General features: G+C 64.1%; 18 protein-coding genes. 9 read left to right on the top strand and 9 right to left on the bottom strand.

What is annotated here, in order from left to right:
- Positions 1 to 122 precede the first annotated feature (122 nt).
- The 6 genes from DT068_RS03120 to DT068_RS03095 all read right to left on the bottom strand — a co-directional run bounded on the left by DT068_RS03120 (position 123) and on the right by DT068_RS03095 (position 7484).
- Positions 123 to 1292 carry a Gfo/Idh/MocA family protein gene (locus tag DT068_RS03120; protein WP_119388333.1) on the bottom strand — a complete coding sequence of 390 codons (1170 nt, stop codon included), beginning with the start codon at positions 1290 to 1292 and terminating at the stop codon, positions 123 to 125.
- 30 nt (positions 1293 to 1322) lie between these two features.
- Positions 1323 to 2378, bottom strand: coding sequence for a sugar phosphate isomerase/epimerase family protein (locus tag DT068_RS03115; RefSeq protein WP_119388332.1), 1056 nt, complete (start codon positions 2376 to 2378; stop codon positions 1323 to 1325).
- Positions 2379 to 2566: 188 nt separating this feature from the next.
- Entirely contained in the window at positions 2567 to 3877 is a 1311-nt protein-coding gene (xylA, locus tag DT068_RS03110; protein ID WP_119388331.1) for a xylose isomerase, read from the bottom strand.
- Positions 3878 to 5329 carry a xylulokinase gene (gene xylB / locus DT068_RS03105; protein ID WP_119388330.1) on the bottom strand — a complete coding sequence of 484 codons (1452 nt, stop codon included), beginning with the start codon at positions 5327 to 5329 and terminating at the stop codon, positions 3878 to 3880.
- A 10-nt stretch (positions 5330 to 5339) separates the two neighbouring features.
- Positions 5340 to 6365: a LacI family DNA-binding transcriptional regulator gene (locus DT068_RS03100; RefSeq protein WP_119388329.1), complete on the bottom strand. Its 1026-nt coding sequence runs from the start codon at positions 6363 to 6365 to the stop codon at positions 5340 to 5342.
- A 168-nt stretch (positions 6366 to 6533) separates the two neighbouring features.
- Positions 6534 to 7484 (bottom strand): glucokinase, encoded by a 951-nt coding sequence (locus DT068_RS03095; protein WP_119388328.1) that lies wholly within the window; start codon positions 7482 to 7484, stop codon positions 6534 to 6536.
- 131 nt (positions 7485 to 7615) lie between these two features.
- Here DT068_RS03095 and DT068_RS03090 point away from each other — a divergent pair, with 131 nt between their 5' ends.
- From DT068_RS03090 to DT068_RS03075, 4 genes are all read left to right on the top strand, one after another.
- A complete protein-coding gene (locus DT068_RS03090; protein ID WP_119388327.1) occupies positions 7616 to 8626 on the top strand; it encodes a BMP family protein in 1011 nt (336 codons plus the stop codon).
- Positions 8627 to 8850: 224 nt separating this feature from the next.
- Entirely contained in the window at positions 8851 to 10368 is a 1518-nt protein-coding gene (locus tag DT068_RS03085) for an ABC transporter ATP-binding protein (RefSeq protein ID WP_119388326.1), read from the top strand.
- Complete coding sequence (locus tag DT068_RS03080) at positions 10358 to 11407, top strand: ABC transporter permease (protein WP_119388325.1); 1050 nt, start codon at positions 10358 to 10360, stop codon at positions 11405 to 11407. The genes DT068_RS03085 and DT068_RS03080 overlap by 11 nt, the downstream gene beginning before the upstream one ends.
- Positions 11408 to 12349 carry an ABC transporter permease gene (locus DT068_RS03075; RefSeq protein WP_119388324.1) on the top strand — a complete coding sequence of 314 codons (942 nt, stop codon included), beginning with the start codon at positions 11408 to 11410 and terminating at the stop codon, positions 12347 to 12349.
- A 55-nt stretch (positions 12350 to 12404) separates the two neighbouring features.
- Here the strand turns inward: DT068_RS03075 and DT068_RS03070 are convergent, their stop codons facing one another.
- Positions 12405 to 13238: an N-acyl homoserine lactonase family protein gene (locus DT068_RS03070; protein WP_368904394.1), complete on the bottom strand. Its 834-nt coding sequence runs from the start codon at positions 13236 to 13238 to the stop codon at positions 12405 to 12407.
- Positions 13239 to 13368: 130 nt separating this feature from the next.
- On the opposite strand from DT068_RS03070, the gene DT068_RS03065 reads away from it, so the two are divergent.
- Positions 13369 to 14244: an AraC family transcriptional regulator gene (locus DT068_RS03065; protein ID WP_119388323.1), complete on the top strand. Its 876-nt coding sequence runs from the start codon at positions 13369 to 13371 to the stop codon at positions 14242 to 14244.
- 130 nt (positions 14245 to 14374) lie between these two features.
- Positions 14375 to 14524 carry an AraC family transcriptional regulator gene (locus tag DT068_RS03060; protein WP_368904456.1) on the top strand — a complete coding sequence of 50 codons (150 nt, stop codon included), beginning with the start codon at positions 14375 to 14377 and terminating at the stop codon, positions 14522 to 14524.
- A gap of 61 nt (positions 14525 to 14585) precedes the next feature.
- Here DT068_RS03060 and prmB read toward each other — a convergent pair whose 3' ends face one another.
- Positions 14586 to 15494 (bottom strand): 50S ribosomal protein L3 N(5)-glutamine methyltransferase, encoded by a 909-nt coding sequence (gene prmB, locus DT068_RS03055; protein ID WP_119388322.1) that lies wholly within the window; start codon positions 15492 to 15494, stop codon positions 14586 to 14588.
- 316 nt (positions 15495 to 15810) lie between these two features.
- Here prmB and DT068_RS03050 point away from each other — a divergent pair, with 316 nt between their 5' ends.
- Positions 15811 to 17604: an IlvD/Edd family dehydratase gene (locus tag DT068_RS03050; RefSeq protein WP_119388786.1), complete on the top strand. Its 1794-nt coding sequence runs from the start codon at positions 15811 to 15813 to the stop codon at positions 17602 to 17604.
- Positions 17604 to 18614 (top strand): aldose epimerase family protein, encoded by a 1011-nt coding sequence (locus DT068_RS03045; RefSeq protein WP_119388321.1) that lies wholly within the window; start codon positions 17604 to 17606, stop codon positions 18612 to 18614. Before DT068_RS03050 ends, DT068_RS03045 begins: the two co-directional genes overlap by 1 nt.
- 91 nt (positions 18615 to 18705) lie before the next feature.
- Here DT068_RS03045 and DT068_RS03040 read toward each other — a convergent pair whose 3' ends face one another.
- A complete protein-coding gene (locus DT068_RS03040) occupies positions 18706 to 19458 on the bottom strand; it encodes an SDR family NAD(P)-dependent oxidoreductase (RefSeq protein ID WP_119388320.1) in 753 nt (250 codons plus the stop codon).
- 80 nt (positions 19459 to 19538) lie between these two features.
- Here DT068_RS03040 and DT068_RS03035 point away from each other — a divergent pair.
- On the top strand, positions 19539 to 20017 hold a 479-nt coding region (locus DT068_RS03035), incomplete at its 3' end, for a DinB family protein (protein ID WP_119388785.1).

Genomic DNA, 20017 nt, shown 5'->3' with positions numbered 1-20017 from the left:
CCCTCTTCCGTCATCCCGGCGAGAGCCGGAACCCCCTGAATAAGAAAAGCCGGGCGGCGCTGCTCGCACTTCACCAGTCTAATGGGTCCCGGCTTTCGCCGGGATGACGACTGAAGTGATTGCTACACCTTCGTCCACTTCCCGTTCCTGGCCGAGGACTTCTTGCAGGCTTCGATGAAGGCCATGCCGGCGACGCCGTCCTCGATGCCGGGGAAGGTGACGTCCTTGTCGGCCTTCTTGCCCGCGCGCCTGGCGATGATGGCGCGCGCCGCCTCGGCATAGATATTGGCGAAGCCTTCGAGATAGCCTTCCGGATGGCCGGGCGGCACGCGGGTGACGCGGCCTGCCGCGGCGCCTGAGCCGGCGCCACCCCTTGTGATCAGCCGTTTCTCCTGGCCGAAGGGGGTGAACCAGAGATAATTCGGATCGACCTGGGTCCAGTCGAGCCCGCCCCTGGTGCCATAGACGCGCAATCTCAATCCGTTTTCATTTCCAGGCGCTACCTGGCTCGCCCACAGCATGCCGCGGGCGCCGTTCCTGAAGCGCAGCATCACATTCACATTGTCGTCGACCTTGCGGCCCTTGACGAAGCTCGTCATGTCGGCCGAGAGCTCATCCAGCGTGAGGCCCGAGACGAAGCTTGCGAGCTGATAGGCGTGGGTCCCGATATCGCCAATGGCGCCGCCACCCGACTGCTTGGGATCGGTGCGCCAGGCGGCCTGCTTCTGGCCGGACTTCTCGATGTCCTCGGTGAGCCAGTCTTGCGGATATTCGACCTGGACGAGACGGATCTGGCCCAGCTCACCCTTCGCCACCATCTCGCGCGCCTGGCGGATCATCGGGTAGCCGGCGTAATTATGGGTGAGCGCGAAGACGACGTTCTTCTTCTTCAGCAAGGCCGCGAGCGACTTCGCCTCTTTCAGCGAAATGGAGAGCGGCTTGTCGCAGATCACATTTATGCCCGCCTCGATGAAGGCTTTCGCCGCCGGCACGTGGATATTGTTGGGCGTCACGATGGCGACCGCCTCGATGCCGTCCTTGCGCTTTGATTCCGCCTTCGCCATCTCGGCGTAGTCGGAATAGATGCGATCAGGGGCGAGGCCCAGCTCGGCACCCGAAGCTTGAGAACGCTCCGGGCTCGAGGACAGGGCGCCGGCAACGAACTCATATTTGTCATCCATGCGCGCGGCGAGGCGATGAACCGCGCCAATGAAGGCGCCCTGCCCGCCGCCCACCATGCCGAGCCTGATGCGCCCGCCCGCTTTGGCGTCGCTGCGTCCTTCGATGGCCATAGTCTCTTCTCCCTCCTGAATGCCGCTTGACTATATGCCCAGCATGCGCTGGACCTGCTTCTTGTCGATGGCGCGGGCGGTGAAATCATCGAAGGACTTTTCCGTCACCTTGATGATATGGCTTTCGATGAAGGGGGCTCCTTCCGCCGCACCCTGGCCCGAATCCTTGAGGCAGCATTCCCATTCGAGCACCGCCCATGAGTCATAGTCATGAGCGGCGAGCTTGGAGAAGACCGCGCCGAAATCGACCTGGCCGTCGCCCAGCGAGCGGAAGCGGCCGGCGCGGTTGATCCAGGGCTGGAAGCCCGAATAGACGCCCTGGCGGCCATCCGGATTGAACTCGGCGTCCTTCACGTGAAACGCCTTGATGCGCTCATGATAGATGTCGATGAAGGCCAGATAATCGAGATGCTGCAGGACGAAATGCGAGGGATCGTAATTGATGCAGCAGCGCTTGTGGTTCTTCACGGCGCCTAGGAACATCTCGAAAGTGGCGCCGTCGAACAGATCCTCGCCCGGATGGATCTCGTAGCAGACATCGACACCGTGCTTGTCATATTCATCGAGGATGGGCGTCCAGCGCTTCGCCAGCTCCGCGAAGGCCATCTCGATCATGCCGGCCGGGCGCTGTGGCCAGGGATAGAGGAAGGGCCAGGCGAGCGCGCCCGAGAATGTCACATGCGCGTCAAGCCCCAGATTGCGCGACGCCCTGGCGCCATGCATGACCTGCTCGACCGCCCATTTCTGCCGTTCCTTCGGCTTGCCATGAACGGCGGCGGGGGCGAAATTGTCGAAGGCCTCGTCATAGGCCGGATGCACGGCAACGAGCTGGCCCTGCAAATGAGTGGAAAGCTCGGTGATCTCGATGCCGTGCTTCCTGGCGACGCCCTTGATCTCGTCGCAATAGGTCTTCGATTCGGCGGCCTTCCTGATGTCGAAGAGACGCCCGTCCCAGCTCGGGATCTGCACGCCCTTATAGCCGAGGCCCGCCGCCCATTTGCAAATGCTGTCCCAGGAATTGAAGGGCTTCGCATCGCCCGCGAACTGGGCCAGGAAGATCGCCGGGCCCTTGATGTTCTTCGCCATAAACTCCTCCCTAGATTATTCGTTCAATTGATCCGCTACTTATGAGCCGCAAGCGAGTGAAACCCTCTCCCTTTCGTCATGGCCGGGCTTGACCCGGCCATCCAGATTCGACGCCATACAGCCATTGCATGGAGGGGCTGGATGGCCGCCTCGAGGGCGGCCATGACGAGTTGGGTAAGCATCATACCCTAGAGATAAGAGTTCACCAGATTTTCGAGATATTCCTGTCTTCCGGAGACGGGCTTGGGCTCGATGCCGTCCTTCAGCACGCGGCCGGCAATATCGGCGAGGCTTTCCTTGCCGGCAAGCATCGCCTGGTTCTTCGGCTCGTTCCATTTGGCATAGCGCTTGTCGACTTCGGCCTTGAGACGGCCATCCTCGACCATCTTCGCCGCCATGATCAAAGCGCGGGCGCAGGCATCCATCGAGCCCACATGGGCATGGAGGAGGTCATCGGGATCGAGCGACTGGCGCCTGATCTTGGCGTCGAAATTCATGCCGCCGGTGGTGAAGCCGCCGGCCTTGATGATCTCATAGAGGGCGAGCGCCAGCTCCGGCACGTTCATGGCGAACTGATCGGTGTCCCAGCCAACCTGGTTATCGCCGCGGTTGAGGTCGATCGAGCCGAAAATGCCGAGCGCCGAAGCGAGCGCGATCTCATGCTCGAAAGTGTGGCCGGCGAGGATCGCGTGGTTCTGCTCGACATTGACCTTCACCTCCTTCTCGAGGCCATTGGCCTTGAGGAAGCTGTAGACGGTCGCGACATCGTAGTCATACTGATGCTTGGTCGGCTCCTGCGGCTTGGGCTCGATCAGGATAGGGCCCTTGAAGCCGATCTTGTGCTTGTAGTCGACGACGAGATTGAGGAAGCGCCCGGCCTGGGCAAGCTCGCGCTTCAGGTCGGTGTTGAGCAGCGTCTCATAGCCTTCGCGCCCGCCCCACATGACATAGTTCTCACCGCCCAGTTCTTTCGTGACATCGAGACAGTGCTTAACCTGGGCGGCGCAATAGGCAAAGACATCGGGATCGGGATTGGTGGCGGCCCCCGCCATGAAGCGGCGGTTGGAGAACATATTGGCGGTGCCCCACAGGAGCTTGACGCCCGTCTGGTCCATCTTCTTGAGCAGATGGTTCGCAATGGCCGAGACATTGCGGTTGAATTCCTTCAGCGATGAACCTTCCGGCGCGATGTCGAGATCATGGAAGGCGAAGAAAGGAACATTCAGCAGACGCAGCGTCTCGAACATCACATCGGCCTTCTGGCGCGCGTGATCCATCTGGTCGCCGGCCTGGTGCCAGGGCCTGAGGAAGGTCTCGCCGCCAAAGGGATCGAGGCCCGGCCAGCACAAAGTGTGCCAGTAGCACACCGCGAAGCGCAGATGCTCGGCCATGGTCTTGCCGAGAATCTTGCGCTTGGGATCATAATAGCGGAAGGCCAGCGGGTTGCTGCTCTCCGGTCCTTCATATCTGACCGGCTCACTTACGGAATAGAAACGCATCTAGATCTCCCGGATGGATGGATAGATTTTGACATAGCGGCCATAGGCCGCCTCATAGGCGTCACGCGCGCGGGCTTCGGGCTTGATGGTCCTGGCGATGCGCGGGGGCGTGCACACCTTCCTGAAATCGGCGCCGGTCGCCGCAATGAGGCCAAGCCGCGCCGCCCCGAAGGCGCCGCCGAAATCGCCATCGGCCGGCACATCGACCGGAAGACCTAGCGCGGTGGCGATGATCTTGAGCCACAATTCCGAGCGCGTGCCGCCGCCGACCGCCATCACGCGCGACATGTCGGTGCCTGCCGCCTTCAAGGCTTCGAGGCTGTCGCGGAAAGCGAAAGCAACGCCGTCGAGCACCGCGTGGGTCAGGATCTTCGCATCCGTCTCATGGCCGATTCCCATGGCAAGGCCGCGGATCTGGGCGTCGGCGACCGGGGTGCGCTCGCCCGAGAGATAGGGCAGGAACAAAGCGGGCGAGGGACCTGAAAGCGACTTGCCGAGGGCGGCGGTGAGCTTCGGCGCCGGCGTCCTGAGCAAACCTGCCAGCCATTCGAGGCTCGCGGTGGCCGACAGGATGACGCCCATCTGGTGCCAGGCATCGGGCACCGCATGACAGAAGGCGTGAACGGCGCGCGCCGCATTGGGCATGAAGCGCTCATTGGAGACGAAGAGCACGCCCGAGGTGCCGAGCGACACGAAGGCCTGGCCAGGTGTGACCGCGCCGATGCCGCAGGCCGATGCCGGATTGTCGCCGCCGCCGCCCGCGACCACCGGGCGCTTCGGCATGCCCCAGGCTTTCGCCACTTGCGGTGTCAACCGGCCGGTCGCCTCGGTGCCTTCATAGAGCTTCGGCATCTGGTCGCGCGACACGTCGGTGGCGGCGAGAAGCTCATCCGACCAGGCGCGCCTGGCGATATCGAGCCAGAAGGTGCCCGAGGAATCGGACATGTCGGAGGCGTGCTCGCCCGTCATGCGCAGGCGCACATAATCCTTGGGCAGCAGCACCTTCGCCACTTTCTCGAAGACGCGCGGCTCGTGCTTCTTCACCCAGACGAGCTTGGGGGCGGTGAAGCCGGCCAAGGGAATATTGCCGGCGATTTTTCGCGCCCGCGGCTCACGCGCCTCGATGTCATGGCATTCGGCGAAGGAACGCGCATCGTTCCACAGGATTGCCGGGCGCAACACCTTGTCCGCCTTGTCGAGCAAGGTGGCGCCGTGCTGCTGGCCGGAAAGACCGATGCCCTCGACCGCAGCAATCGCCTTGGGCTTCTGTTTCGCAATGGCCTTGACCGCCGCGGTGCAGGCCTTCCACCAGTCGTCCGGCGCCTGTTCCGACCAGCCTGGCCTGGGGCGCGATACCTTGAGTGGCGAGGTGGCGCTGGCAATGATGCGCTGGCGCCCGTCGATGAGGATCGCTTTGACGCCGGAAGTGCCGATATCGAGGCCGAGATACATGGGTGCTAGCTCACGGAAGGTTGTCGCGCAGGAAGATGTCGATGCGGATGCGCTCCTGCGCCTCGACCAGAGGCGCATTGTCGGCCTTGGCGAGGAGGACGCGCACTGCGCTGCGCACCTCGTGGCCGGCATCCTGATTGATGATCGCATCGACCGTGCCCCTGATCAACGCCTTGCGCGCGTGATCGGTGAGCTCATGGGCGATGAAGACGATGTCGCGGTCGCGCCGGGCTTTCTCGAGCGCCGCAATGATGCCGCGGGTGCCGCCGCCGGCATTGTAGAGGCCGATGAGATGCGGATGCTCCTTCAGGAGCTGGGTCGTCACTTCCTCGACACGCTGCCAGTCGTCGCGGCCTTCGCGCACCGGCAGGATCGCAAGATGCGGATATTCATGGGTCACGATCTGCTCGAAGCCGAACTGGCGCTCGATGTGATCGCGCAAGGCGAGCGAGCCCGCGATCAGGCCGACCTCGCCCTTGCGGCTCCCTAAGAACTTGCCCATGAGGCTCGCGGCAGTGCGTCCGGCGGAGGTGTTGTCGATGCCGGCATAATGCACGCGCTTCGAGCCCGGCACGTCGGAGACGAGCGTCACCACGGTGACGCCGCGCGCGGTCAAGCCGCTGATCGCCTCGCGCACGCTCGGATGATCGAGGGCGACGACCGCAACGCCGTCATAGATATCGCCGATCTGGTCGAGGGTCTGAGCCAGCGCATTGCCGTCGAACACATCGGTGAGGCGCGTGTCGATCACCACGCGCTCCGGCGCCATGCGCTCGGCGGCAGCCTGCACCTCCTCGCCCAGCGACACCATGAAGGTGTTGTTGCCGGTCGGCAGCACGAAGCAGAAATGATAATCGCGCGAGCGGGCGAGGCGGGCGGCGAGCCGGTCAGGCTGGTAATTGAGCTGGCGGATGGCGGCCTCGACGCGCTCCACCGTCACCTTGCGCACGCCGGTGCGGCGGTTGAGCACGCGGTCGACGGTGGCGACGCTGACGCCCGCCGAGTGGGCGACATCGAGGATCGTGATTTTTCCCATCGACCTGCACTTGACCTAGAGCGGGATGCGGAAAAGTGGAGGCCGGTTTTCCGCCTGAATCCCGCTCCACTTAATATGATCGATCACGTTCATGTCCTCTGGATTTGTCCAAATCCAGAGACATCGTGATCGATAGCGGCGATCTTGTCAATTTTTGATGTACGCCTATCAGATGTGCTGGAGAGCGGCGGCGCAGCCCTTGAAGGCGGGATAGTCGTCGACGATCACATAAAGCGGCACGGAATTGAGATCGAGGCGGCCTTTCTCCTCGAAGACACGGCGGAACGGACCTTTGCGCAACTCGCTCACGATCGAGGGCGCGATGCCGCCCGCCAGATAGACCCCGCCATGGGCCTGCATCATCATTGCGGCGTCACCGGCAAGGCGGCCCAGCCAGATGATGAAATGATCGAGCGTCTTCACCGCATCGGCATCGGTCCCGGCAAGGGCGGCCTGGAGAATGGCCTCGGGCGTCGTGAGCAAAGGCGCGCGGCCGGCCAGCCGCGCCAGCGTGATGTAGATCAGATGAAGCCCGCCGCCGGTGACGGCGAATTCCGATTCGAAGACGGTGCCGGGCGCGGTCATCGCTTCCCGGAGGTCGAATTCCTCACGGGTGACCACCGGCAAATTGACATGGCCGAGCTCGCCCGGCAGCGCCAGCCAGCCGCCCCTCGGCAAAGGCGCCAGCGCCGCCATGCCAAGCCCGGTGCCCGGCCCCAGCACCAGCTTGACGCTGGGCTTGGCAGGCTCGGTCCCGCCGATCTGGACGAGATCATCCCTGCCCAGATGCGGCAGCGACAGGGCCAGCGCTTCGAAATCATTCAGGATGACAAGCCGCTGGCAGTGGAGCGCCGCCTTGAGTTTCGTGCGGCTCACGATCCAGTCGCGGTTGGTGAGCGGGAATTCCTCTCCGGTGACGGGGCCCGCGACATCGATGGCCGCTGCCTCGAGATCTGAAATGCTCTGGCTTCTGAGATAGGCCGCGGCAACATCTTCGAGCGAGGCATAATCGTCATTCTTCAGTTTCTCGATGCGGGTGACCGCCATCGCGCCTTCCGCCACCAGGCCGAAGCGCGAATTGGTTCCCCCGATATCGCCCACCAGGCTGAGCTTCGTCATTCCACCCGTTCCATCCCCGCAATAACCGCAGCCATATAACGATAATTTGCCGCGTACAATGTCAGTGGCCCAATTGACAGCGCCAGAGCGCTTTGATCAACTGGTAAAAACCATAGCGGAGGAGGGAAATCATGCATCTGTCACGCCGACAAGTCTTGAGGCTCACCGGAGCGGCAGCTTCGTTGCCGCTCATCGGCTCGTTTCACGGCGCCGCCAGCGCCAAGGACGTCATCAAGACCGCCGCCATCTATACGGTGCCGGTCGAGCAGCAATGGGTGAGCCGCATCCACAAGGCGGCCCTTGCCGCCAAGGAGCGCGGCGACATCGAATACACCTTCTCCGAAAAGGTCGCCAATACCGACTATGAGCGGGTGATGCGCGAATATTGCGAGGCGGGCCACCAGCTGATCGTGGGCGAGGCCTTCGCGGTCGAAGATGCGGCGCGCGCCGTCGCCAAGGATTATCCCGACCGCGCCTTCCTGATCGGCTCCAGCTTCAAGCCCGATGCCGCCGCCAATCCCAATTTCGCGGTGTTCGACAATTACATCCAGGACGCGTCCTATCTCACCGGCATGATCGCCGGCGCCATGACGCAAAAAGGCAATATCGGCATGGTGGGCGGCTATCCGATCCCGGAAGTCAACCGGCTGATGCATGCCTTCATGGCCGGGGTGAAGGAGACGAAGCCCGACGCCAAGTTCCAGGTCGCCTTCATCGGCTCGTGGTTCGATCCGCCGAAAGCCAAGGAGACGGCCTTCGCGCAGATCGATGCCGGCGCCGACCTTCTCTATGCCGAGCGCTTCGGCGTGTCGGACGCGGCCAAGGAGCGTAAAGTTCTGGCGATCGGCAATGTGATCGACACGCAGGCGGATTATCCCGACACCGTCGTCGCCTCGGCGCTGTGGCATTTCGAGCCGACCCTCGATGCGGCGATCAAGGCGATCTCCGAAAAGGCCTTCAAGGCCGACGACTATGGGCAATATTCCTTCATGAAGGCCGGCGGCTGCAGCCTGTCGCCGCTCGGCACCTTCGAAGGCAAGGTGCCGGCCGATGTCGCCGCCAAGGTGAAGGCGCGCGAGGGCGAGATCAAATCCGGCGCCTTCACCGTCACGATCGACGATTCGGAACCGAAATCATCGTGATGCCAAACTGCCCTCTCCCCGCTTCAGCGGGGAGAGGGAGGGCCCCATTGCGAGAGCAATGGGAGGGTGAGGGGCCTATTGGGAAGTGCGCTCGATTACACGACCAAGGTGGATGAGCGGAATGTGGGTGAGGGAGTCTTTCAATGCACGATGCCCCTCACCCTTCCCGCTGCTGCGCAGCGGGCCCCTTCCCTCTCCCCGCTGAAGCGGGGCGAGGGTAAGTCATGACCGACACCGTCCTCCATCTCGATCGCATCTCCAAGCGCTTCGGAGCGCTTCTCGCCAATGACGCGATCTCCTTCGCGGTCGGGCGCGGCGAGATCGTGGCGCTGCTCGGTGAGAATGGCGCCGGCAAGACGACGCTGATGAATATCCTGTTCGGCCACTATGTCGCCGATGACGGATCGATCAGCGTGTTCGGCAAGCCCTTGCCGGCAGGCCAGCCTCATGCGGCAATCGCGGCCGGTGTCGGCATGGTGCATCAGCATTTCACCCTCGCCGACAATCTGACCGTGCTCGACAATATCATGCTCGGCACCGAGAAGCTGTGGCGGCCCGCCGCGCGAAAGGCGCAAGCCCGCCAGCGCCTCACCCGGCTGGCGCAGGATTTTGGCCTCGCCATCGAGCCCGACAGAACCGTGGCCGCGCTTTCAGTCGGCGAAAGGCAGCGCGTCGAGATCCTGAAAGCGCTCTATCGCGAAGCTCGTATCCTCATCCTCGATGAGCCGACCGCGGTGCTGACGCCGCAGGAAAGCCAGAGCCTGTTTGCGACGCTGAAGAAGCTGACGGCGCAGGGCCTCTCCATCATCTTCATCTCGCACAAGCTCAATGAAGTGCTGAGTGTCAGCGACCGCATCCTGGTGCTGCGCGCGGGCAAGCTCGTCGCCGAGCGCAAGACCCGGGAGACGAACCGCCAGGAGCTCGCCGAATTGATGGTCGGGCGGCCCATCGCCGAACCCAAGGTCGAGCCGCAGCCCTGCGGCGAGGTCCATATCGAGATCAGATCCGTCACGACATCCGACGGTCTCGACCAGGCCTCCCTCACGCTCCATGGCGGCGAGATCATGGGGCTGGCCGGCGTGTCGGGCAACGGCCAGACGGCGCTCGCCAATCTGCTCAGCGGCCTCAGCCGGCAGGCGAGCGGGTCCTTGCACATCTTCGGCCAGGATGCAGGCAACTGGACGCCCGATCGCATGACGATTGAGCGCATCGCCCGCATCCCGGAAGACCGCCATGCCGAAGGCCTCATCGCCGACATGTCGGTGACCGAGAATGTGATCGCCGAGCTTTACCGCGATCCGAGCCTCAACCGGCACGGCTTCCTCGACTGGGGCAAGGCGCATGAATTCGCGAAGGCCATCATCAAGCGGTTCGAGGTGAAATGCCCGTCGCCCCAGGCCCGCGTGCGGCTGCTGTCGGGCGGCAATATGCAGAAGCTGATCCTCGGGCGCACTCTGTCGCTCGATCCGCGTTTCATCCTGGCCTGCCAGCCGGCGCGCGGCCTCGATATCGGCGCCGTCACCTATGTGCATCAGCGGCTTCTCGCGGCGCGCAAGGCCCAAGCCTCGGTGCTGCTCATCTCCGATGATCTCGACGAGATCCTGGCGCTGGCGGACAGGATCGCCGTCATCTATCGCGGCCGCATCTCGGCGCCCGAGCCGCGCAAGGCCGTGACGATCAAGGAGCTCGGGCTCAAGATGGCGGGCCATGGCTTCGGCGAGGGAGAGGCCCATGCGGCTTGAGCCCCGCGAAGCGCCCTCGCTCGCCTTGACATTGGCCTATCCCACGCTGGCGATCCTCGCGGTGTTCGTCTTCGCCGGAATCCTGGTGAGCTTCAGCGGCGCCAATCCCTTCTCGGTCTTCACCCTTGTGCTCAAGGGCGCCGCCGGCTCGCAATTCGCCTTGTTCGAAACGCTGACGCGCGCGACACCGCTCATCTTCACCGGGCTCGCCGCCGCGGTCGCCTTCCGCGCCAAGCTCTGGAATATCGGGGCTGAGGCGCAGCTCTATATGGGTGCGGTGGCAACCGTCGTCTTCGGCACCGGCCTCCTGCCGCTGCCGGCGCCGCTGCTGATCCCCATCCTCATGATCGTCGCGGCGATCGCCGGCGCGCTCACTCTGCTGGGCCCGGCCTTCCTCAAAGTGCGCTTCGGCGTCGATGAGGTGGTGACGACGCTGCTGCTCAATTTCATCATCGTGCTGTTCGTCAGCCTGCTGCTCGAAGGCCCGCTGAAGGATCCGATGGGACTGGGCTGGCCGCAGACCAAGAAAGTCATCGCCGAGGCGCAATTGCCGAAGCTCATCCAGGGCAAGCGATTGCATGCGGGCTTCATCCTGGCGCTCATCGCCGCCTTCGCCGTGTGGATCATCAATGCGCGCATGGCGCTCGGCTACGAGATGAAGGCGGTGGGCTTCAATCCGCGCGCGGCGCGCTTCGCCGGCATGAAGGTCGACCGCATCATGCTGAAGACGGCGCTGCTGTCGGGCGGACTTGCGGGGCTTGCCGGTCTTTCGGAAGTGGCGGGCCTCAAGGGCAATCTCACCCTCGATCTGTCGCCGGGCTTCGGCTATGCCGGCATCGTCGTCGCCATGCTGGCGCTGCTGCACCCCCTGGGCGTCGTCGCCGCGGCGATCTTCGTCGCCGGCATCTTCGTCGGCGCCGATGCGATGAGCCGGCAGGCGCAGGTGCCGAGCTATATCGCGCAGGTGATGGTGGCGGCCGCCCTTCTCGCCATGGTCACGGCGCTGATGTTCACCCGCTACCGGATCCGGTGGAAATAGATGGACGCGCTCGATATCCTCTTCTCCGCCAGCCTGTGGGCTGCCGCCATCCGCATCGCCTCGCCGCTGATCTTCGCGACCCTGGGCGAGCTCATCTCGGAACGCGCCGGCGTGCTCAATCTCGGCATCGAGGGCATCATGACGGTCGGCGCCTTTGCCGGCTGGTTCACCGTCTATCAGGGCGGCGATCTGTGGCTCGGTGTGGTGGCGGCGGCGCTGGCGGGCTCTGCCTTCGGCCTCCTGCATGCGATGCTGGTGGTGCCGCTCGGCCTGTCGCAGCATGTGACCGGCATCGGCATCACGCTCTTCGCGGCGAGCCTCACTTACTACACCTACCGGCTCGCTTTCCCGGAAGTGACGTCGCCGCCCAAGATCGAGCCTTTCGCACCGTGGCCCGTTCCGGTCCTCTCCGACATTCCGTTTCTCGGCGAGGCGCTGTTCCGCCAGACGCCGCTGACCTATCTTGCCTTCATCGCGGCAGGGCTCGTCGGCTGGTTCCTCTATCGCACGCCCGCCGGGCTTGCGGTGCGCACCGCGGGCGAGAATCCGGCAGCCGTCGAAGCGCAGGGCATCGATGTGACGCGGGTGCGCATCATGGCCGTGGTGGCGGGCAGCGCGCTCATGGGCATCGGCGGCGCCTTCCTGACGCTGTCCGCCTTCAACTCCTTCTATTTCGAGATGGTCAATGGCCGGGGCTGGATCGCCATCGCGCTCGTCGTCTTCGGCTCGTGGCGGCCGGGCAAGGCGCTGCTCGGCGCCCTGCTGTTCGCCGCCTTCGATGCCTATCAGCTGAGATTGCAGCAGCTTGCCGGCATATTCGTGCCCTATCAGATCTTCCTAATGCTGCCCTATGCGCTCTCGATCCTGGCGCTCATCCTCATGTCGCGCCGCGCTTCCTATCCGCGCGCGCTGATGATTCCCTATCGCAAGGGGGAGAGATAGACCCCACCCCCGCCTCACGGCGGACCCTCCCCACTTCGCGGGGAGGGAGTGCTGTTCAGCGGGCGCTTTTGGGGAAAGCGGGCAGCTTGGCGATATCGTTCTCGTCATGCTGGATGATGATCTTGGCGCCGAGATTTTTCGCGATGGATGTCAGGCGGTCCATCGAGGCCAGGCTTTGGGCGCGATCCCAGTTGAAGGGCGGCACGCCGCGATTGGCAAGCTGCTCCTCGAAATGCACGACGTCGCCGGACAAGAGGACGGGGCCGCTCTCGGCCAAGCGCAGCAGCAGGCTCGTCTCGCCCGGCGTATGGCCCGGCATCTTCAGGACGACGACGCTGCCATCGCCGAAGACATCGTGATCGCCCGACACGGGCTCGACCTTCGATTTCCCCGAAAGCCAGGGCTGCAGCAGCTTCGGCTCGACGCCGAAAGGCGGCGGCGGCAGTTTCAGCGCGTCGAAATCGGGCTTACCGATCAGCAGCACGGCATCCGGAAAAGCCGCCGCCTGGCCGACATGATCGAAATGATAGTGGCTGATGCCGATATAGCCGATCTGCTCGGGCTTCACGCCGATTTTCGCGAGCTGGCTTGGAATATCGATCGTAAGCGACGGCACAATGGGCGCCTTGGCGTCGGGCTTGGAGCCGATCAGCGCCGCCGGCAGGCCCGTGTCCCACAGCATATATTGCTTGTCATGACGGATGAGATAGCAGCTGTCGGTCAAAGTCCGGTGCGTGCCGCCATAGCCGAACGCATCGGAGAAGAGCGACAGGTCGCGCACTTCCACGCTGCCGCAATCGAGACGCCAGAGCTCGAGATCGGCGGCCTGCGCCGATCCGGCGAAAGGCACGGCGCAAGCGGCCGCCACGAGAAACTTCAGAAACTTCATGAGGGGACTCCTTTCCCCCGCAATCTGCCCGGGAGCCGGGCCGGGAACGGGCCGGAGCCGCCCGGGCTTGAGCCCGAAATGCTCACTTCGGTGGTTTTTCGCGAGGCACCGGCGCGCTACAGTCAGGCCCATGAATATCCATGTGCCCCAGAGCAACGACCGCCTGCGCCACGCGCTGGTCTCCCGGCTGCGCGGCTTCCGGGCGCCGGCCACGGCTGAGGGCGTGCACAACCATGCGCGCAACCTGTTCTCCTATTGTGCGCTGAAGCGCGAGCGGCTGGCCGCCATCAAGCTGCCGCATCCTGTGATCGGCATCGTGCTTCGGGGCGCCAAGGAAGTGTGGCTCGGCGATGTGGCCCGGACCTTCCGGCCCGGATCGGTGATCGTGCTGCCGCGCAATGTGCCGATGAATGTGGTGAATATTCCGGGCGACTCCGGCGTCTATGAATCGCTCGTCCTGGAAGTGCCGATGCTGCCGGACGCCGTGCCGCCCCTGAGCCTCGCCGAGCGGCGCGGGCGCGAGCAGGTCTCGCGCGCCTTCAGCGTGGCGCTGAGCGAGGATCTGGTCGAGGGCCTCTGCCATGCGGCGACCATGATCCGCGATGAGGCGATGAGCGAGGCGGTGCAGGCGCTGCGGCTGTCGGAAGTGCTGACCCTGCTCAGACCGCTGCCCGAGGCACGGGCGCTGTTCACGATGCCGTTGCGCGATGAGGTGGCCTGGCTGATCGGAAGTGCTCCGAGCGAGGATTGGACCGTGGAGCGCATTGCCAAAGAGACCGGGCTCGGCGCCTCGACCTTGAGACGGCGGCTGGCGCTGGAGGGATCATCGTTCCGAGCACTTTTGCGCCGGGAAAAGCTGCGCGCCGGACAGGCGGCGATCGCCAGCGGCGCGTCGAGCCTAGGTGCTGCGGAAGCCGCCGGCTATGCATCGCGCTCGCATTTCGCCAGGCGCTATCGCGAGAGCTATGGGACGTCGCCCAGTGGAAGGGTGCGTAGCGTGGTCTGAAACTCTCGCTCACATTCGTCACCCCGGCGCAAGCCCGGGCCCCCTAAATTCTCTCAGCCGAGCAGCGCCGCCCGCTTGCGCTTATTCAGTGGGTCCCGGCTTTCGCCGGGATGACGGTGAGATTTAAAGGCTGCGCGCCGGACAGGCGGCGATCGCCAAAGGCGCGTCGAGCCTCAGCGCGGCGGAAGCCGCCGGCTATGCATCGCGCTCGCATTTCGCCAGGCGCTATCGCGAGAGCTATGGGACGTCGCCCAGTGGACGGGTGCGCAGCGTGGTCTGATACTCTCGCTCACATTCGTCACCCCGGCGCCGGGATGACGGCGGGTTATGCGCGGGGCGGCTCAACGGCCGAATTTGTCGGCGGTGAGCCAGAAGACCTCGCCTTCGCTCTCGGCGGTATCGAGCCAGAAGAAATCGAGCTCGGGATAGTCGTCTTCCAGGATCTCGCGGCCGCGGCCGATCTCGCAGAGAAGGCCGCCGCCCGGATTGAGATGGCGGGGCACCTCGGCCAGGATCCGGCGCACGATGTCGAGACCGTCCTCGCCGCCATCGAGCGCCATCGCCGGCTCGTGGCGGAATTCCGGCGGCAGCGCCTCCATCGCCTCGGCATCGACATAGGGCGGGTTGGTAAGGATGAGGTCGTAGCGCTCCTTGGCCACCGGCTGGAACAGATCGCCCTCGTAGAGGCGCAGGCGGTCGGCATAGCCCGATTCCGCAATGTTGAGGCGCGCCACCTCGGCCGCCTGGGGTGACAATTCGACGGCATCCACTTCCGCATTGGGAAAGACATGGGCGGCGAGGATGGCCAGGCAGCCGGAGCCCGAGCACAGATCGAGCACGCGGCCGATGGATGAGGGATCCGGCACCAGGGTGAAGCCCTCGCCGCCGAAGAGATCGGAGAACAGCAACTCGCCGATGAAGGAGCGCGGCACGATCACCCGCTCATCGACATGGAAGGGAATGCCCTGGATATAGGCCTTGCGGGTGAGATAGGCGGCGGGCTTGCGCTTGGAGACGCGCTCCTCGATGCGGGCGAGCAGCGCTTCCCGTTCCGCCTTGGTCAACCGCGCATCGGCCCAGGGATTGATGTCGTCAACCGGAAGGTGAAGGCTTTCGAGAATGAGGAAGGCCGCCTCGTCGACCGCCCCCGTCGTGCCCTGGCCGAAAGCGAGCCCGGCCTCGGTGAAGCGGCTGACCGCGAAACGCAGCATATCGCGGATGGAGATGAGGTCGTCGGCATGGGCTTTCATGACAAAACCCCATAGCGGCTGGGGCCTGCCGCGCCAAGGGGTCGCACCTTACCCTCGCCCCGCACAGACTCCCCTTCTCCCGCGCGCAGCGTGGGAGAAGGTGCCCAAAGGGCGGATGAGGGCTCTTTCTGGACGCCTGCGAAACCTTCAAAAGCACTCTATCTTCGGGCAAAGTGCCCTCACCCGGCCTTCGGCCACCCTCTCCCGTTGCTTCGCAACGGGCGAGGGGGAAACCTTCCGGCAGCGGCGCCAATGCTTGCAGGGCGAGGGTATTACAAGCTTGCTCCCCGAGGGGGTGGTCGGCTATTTGTATGACATGAAAAAATCCCTGCCCAAGCTCAGGTCCAAGGCCTGGTTCGACAATCCCGACAATATCGACATGACGGCGCTCTATCTCGAGCGCTATCTCAATTACGGCTTCACCCGCGAGGAGCTGCAGTCGGGCAAGCCGATCATCGGCATCGCGCAAACGGGCTCGGACCTGTCGCCGTGCAACCGGGCGCATGTCGAGCTCGCCAAAAGGGTGCGCGACGGCATCATCGCGGCGGGCGGCGTGCCCCTCGAATTCCCCACCCATCCGATGCAGGAGACCGGCAAAAGGCCGACCGCCTCGCTCGACCGCAACCTGACCTATCTGAGCCTGGTCGAGGTCCTCTACGGCTATCCGATCGACGGCGTGGTGCTCACCATCGGCTGCGACAAGACCACGCCCGCCGCGCTGATGGCGGCGGCGACCGTCAATATCCCGGCCATCGCGCTCTCCTCCGGCCCCATGCTCAATGGCTGGCACAATGGCGAGCGCACCGGCTCCGGCACCATCCTGTGGAAGGCGCGCGAGCTTCTCGCCACCGGCGACATCGATCATGAAGGCTTCGTCGAGCTGGTCGCCTCCTCCGCTCCCTCGACCGGCTTCTGCAACACCATGGGCACGGCGACCTCGATGAACTCGCTGGCCGAGGCGCTGGGCATGACGCTGCCCGGCAATGCCGCGATCCCCGCCCCTTACCGCGAGCGCGGCCAGATCGCCTATCGCACCGGAATGCGCATCGTCGAGATGGTGCATGAGGACATGACCCCCGACAAGATCCTCACCCGCAAGGCCTTCGAGAACGCCATTGCGGTCAATTCGGCGATCGGCGGGTCGACCAACTGCCCGATCCATCTCAATGCCATCGCCCGCCATATCGGCGTGCCGCTCGAGGTCGCCGACTGGGAAAAGCATGGCTATGACATCCCGCTGCTCGTCAACCTGCAGCCGGCGGGCGAATATCTGGGCGAGGACTATCATCGCGCCGGCGGCGTGCCGGCGGTCGTGGCCGAGCTCATCAAGGCGAAGCGCATCCATGAGGATGCGATCACCGTCAACGGCAAGACGATGGGCGAGAACTGCACAGGCAGGTTCTCCGCCAACCGCGAGGTCATCAAGGCCTATGAGGAGCCGATCAAGAAGCATGCCGGCTTCAAGATGCTGAAGGGCAACCTGTTCGACGCGGCGATCATGAAGACGAGCGTGATCTCGGACGAATTCCGCCAGCGCTATCTCTCCGACCCCAAGGATCCCAATGCCTTCGAGGCGAAGGCCGTCGTGTTCGACGGACCTGAGGACTATCACAAGCGCATCGACGACCCGAAGCTCAATATCGACGAGCATACGATCCTGTTCATGCGCGGCACCGGGCCGCTCGGCTATCCGGGCGCTGCGGAAGTGGTGAACATGCGCGCACCCGGCTCGCTGTTGAAGAAGGGGGTGCATTCGCTGCCCTGCATCGGCGACGGGCGGCAATCGGGCACGTCGGGCTCGCCTTCGATCCTCAATGCGTCGCCCGAAGCGGCGGCGGGCGGCGGCCTTGCCTTGCTGAAAGACGGCGATAAAGTACGAATCGACCTCAACAAGGGGACGGCCGATATTCTTATCCCGAAAGAAGAGCTGGAGAAACGCCGCGCCGCGCTCAAGGCCAATGGCGGCTATCATGTCCCCGAGGCGCAGACGCCGTGGCAGGAGATCTTCCGCGCCAATGTCGACCAGCTGGCGCAGGGCATGGTGCTGAAGCCCGCGGTCAAATACCAGAAGATCGCGCAGACCAAGGGTCTGCCGCGCGACAATCATTGATGCCGGCGCGCCTCGCCGAACTCGAAGCGGGTACATTCGAGGGCGAGGCGGCGCGCAATTTCGAGATCGTGTCCGATCAGGGCTATCGCGCCACTTTCACATCCGTGGGGGCACGGCTGATGGGGCTCGCTTTTCCCGACGGCTTCGACATCGTCCAGGGACCCGAGCGGCCGGAGGAAATTCCGGCAAGCGACATCTATGCCGGCGCCACATGCGGGCGCTTCGCCAACCGCATCGAGAACGGCAGGTTCATGCTCAACGACAAGGAGCGCCAGCTCGGCGTCAACGAGCCGCCCAACCACCTGCATGGCGGCGCGCAGGGCTTCCATCGCCGCATCTGGCAGGCGGAGATCGACGGTGACGCGCTCGTCTTCACGCTCGTCTCGCCCAATCGCGAGGAAGGCTATCCCGGCAAACTCAAGGCGCGCTGCACCTACCGGTTCGACGAGGACACGCTTTCCTGCGAACTCGAAGCGACGACACGGCGGGCGACCATCGTCAACCTCACCAATCACGTGTACTGGAATCTCTCCGGCGCCGAGACGGTGGGCGACCATGTGCTGCAGATCTCGGCCCAGACCTATACGCCGACCGACCGCGCGCTGATCCCGACCGGGCATGTGAGCTTCGTATCCGGCACCAATTACGATTTCCGCGAGCCGGTGCTGCTCGACGAGGCGCTGGGCGAGACCGGCTTCGACAATAATTTCTGCCTGGAGGGCGAGCGCGGCGCGCTGCATCACGCGGCGAGCGTCTCGGCCGGCGGGCGGCAGCTCGATCTCTTCACCACCGAGCCCGGCCTGCAATTCTATACCGGCAACCATCACGGGCCCGATTACAAGGGCAAGAACGGCGCCACGCTCCGGCGCTTCGGGTCGCTGGCGCTCGAGCCGCAGAACTGGCCCGATGCGCCCAACCACGAGAATTTCCCCTCCGCCGTGCTCAGGCCCGGCGACACCTATCGCCACCGCATCGAATGGCGCTTCGGGCCCGACAGCGATACGGTGTAGATCAACTCCGCTCTCCCTCGTTGGAGGCAAAGGTGATTTTCTATGCGCATCATCTTATCCGAAAAGTCTGCAACTTTTCGGGATGATGCGTCTATACCCAGCCGCCGTCGACCGTGAAATCCTGGTTGGTGCAGGCGCCCGATTCATCGGAGGCGAGGAACAGGGCCACGCGGGCGATGTCGACGGGCAAGAGCTTCCGCTTGAGGCACTGGTTTTCCATGATCTTCTTCTCGCCCTCGGGCGTGACCCAGAGCTTCAGCTGTCGCTCGGTCATGATCCAGCCGGGCGAGATGGTGTTGACGCGGATATTGTCGGGGCCGAGATCGCGCGCCAGCGAGCGCGTCAGGCCGGTGACGCCCGATTTCGACGCCGTATAGGCGGCCATGCCGCCCTGGCCGATCTTCCATGAGCAGGAGCCCAGATTGATGATCGAGCCGCCGCCCGCCTTCTGCATCATCGGGATGACGGCTTGCGCGGCGAAGAACTGGTGCTTGAGGTTGATGGCGATGCGCTGGTCCCAATAGTCGGGGGTCATCCTGTCCCAGGCATGGCGCTCGTCATGGGCGGCATTGTTGACGAGGATGGTGATGGGGCCGAGCGCTTTCGCGGCTTCGGCAATGGCCTTCTGCAGCGCCGGAATGTCGGTGACATCGCAGTGGCCGAACCATATGTCGCCCGCGAGCCGGTTCTTGAGCTTCTCTCCCGCTTCCTTCGCGATATCGACAAAGGCGACCCTGGCGCCCTGCCTGGCGAATTCCTCGACGATCGATTCGCCGATGCCCATGGCGCCACCGGTGATGAAAACCGTCTTGCCCTTGAGGCTCGGATAGATGGCAGCCGACATGTGCACTCCCTTTGTACTACAATTGAGGTGAGTTACAGCCAACGAATCCACGAATGCAAGAAGGATCGGAGCGGAATTCGATGATCACGCGTCCCTACGTCGTCAGCATGGCCCGCTACAATGAGTGGATGAACGGCAAGGTCTATGACGCGGCGGGGCGACTGCCGGCGGAAGAGGTCGCGCACGACCGTGGCGCCTTCTTCAAGTCGATCCTCGGCACGCTCAATCACCTGCGCTATGCCGATCTCATCTGGATGGGGCGCTTCAGGGAAGGCAAGCCGCGGATCAGCGATCCGATGGCGGATCTAGCGATGCTGCGCGCCGCGCGCTCTGAGCTCGATCGCGAAATCCTGGAATGGGCGGCGACCGTGGACGAAGCCTGGCTCGGGCAGTCCTTCACCTTCAGGACGGTGAAGGGCGATGCCGAGTTCACCAATTTCAACTGGGCGCTGGTGACGCATATGTTCAATCACCAGACGCATCACCGCGGCCAGATCACCACGCTCCTCACGCAAGCGGGGGAGGATGTGGGCGCGACGGATTATAGCGCGCTGCCGGG

This window comes from Taklimakanibacter lacteus (genome assembly GCA_003576695.1).
GTDB lineage: Bacteria > Pseudomonadota > Alphaproteobacteria > Rhizobiales > Aestuariivirgaceae > Taklimakanibacter > Taklimakanibacter lacteus.
The sequence above is the reverse complement of the archived record's forward strand: the minus strand, read 5'-3'. Positions and strand labels throughout refer to the sequence as shown.

Bases quoted from the DNA above. Each gene is read 5' to 3' on its own strand.
- prmB (WP_119388322.1), bottom strand. From the start codon at position 15,494: ATGAAAGCCCATGCCGACGACCTCATCTCCATCCGCGATATGCTGCGT.
- DT068_RS03090 (WP_119388327.1), top strand. From the start codon at position 7,616: ATGCATCTGTCACGCCGACAAGTCTTGAGGCTCACCGGAGCGGCAGCT.
- DT068_RS03070 (WP_368904394.1), bottom strand. From the start codon at position 13,238: ATGAAGTTTCTGAAGTTTCTCGTGGCGGCCGCTTGCGCCGTGCCTTTC.
- xylB (WP_119388330.1), bottom strand. From the start codon at position 5,329: ATGTATCTCGGCCTCGATATCGGCACTTCCGGCGTCAAAGCGATCCTC.
- DT068_RS03100 (WP_119388329.1), bottom strand. From the start codon at position 6,365: ATGGGAAAAATCACGATCCTCGATGTCGCCCACTCGGCGGGCGTCAGC.
- DT068_RS03085 (WP_119388326.1), top strand. From the start codon at position 8,851: ATGACCGACACCGTCCTCCATCTCGATCGCATCTCCAAGCGCTTCGGA.
- DT068_RS03045 (WP_119388321.1), top strand. From the start codon at position 17,604: ATGCCGGCGCGCCTCGCCGAACTCGAAGCGGGTACATTCGAGGGCGAG.
- DT068_RS03080 (WP_119388325.1), top strand. From the start codon at position 10,358: ATGCGGCTTGAGCCCCGCGAAGCGCCCTCGCTCGCCTTGACATTGGCC.
- DT068_RS03075 (WP_119388324.1), top strand. From the start codon at position 11,408: ATGGACGCGCTCGATATCCTCTTCTCCGCCAGCCTGTGGGCTGCCGCC.
- DT068_RS03040 (WP_119388320.1), bottom strand. From the start codon at position 19,458: ATGTCGGCTGCCATCTATCCGAGCCTCAAGGGCAAGACGGTTTTCATC.
- DT068_RS03120 (WP_119388333.1), bottom strand. From the start codon at position 1,292: ATGGCCATCGAAGGACGCAGCGACGCCAAAGCGGGCGGGCGCATCAGG.
- DT068_RS03115 (WP_119388332.1), bottom strand. From the start codon at position 2,378: ATGGCGAAGAACATCAAGGGCCCGGCGATCTTCCTGGCCCAGTTCGCG.
- DT068_RS03050 (WP_119388786.1), top strand. From the start codon at position 15,811: ATGAAAAAATCCCTGCCCAAGCTCAGGTCCAAGGCCTGGTTCGACAAT.
- xylA (WP_119388331.1), bottom strand. From the start codon at position 3,877: ATGCGTTTCTATTCCGTAAGTGAGCCGGTCAGATATGAAGGACCGGAG.
- DT068_RS03095 (WP_119388328.1), bottom strand. From the start codon at position 7,484: ATGACGAAGCTCAGCCTGGTGGGCGATATCGGGGGAACCAATTCGCGC.
- DT068_RS03065 (WP_119388323.1), top strand. From the start codon at position 13,369: ATGAATATCCATGTGCCCCAGAGCAACGACCGCCTGCGCCACGCGCTG.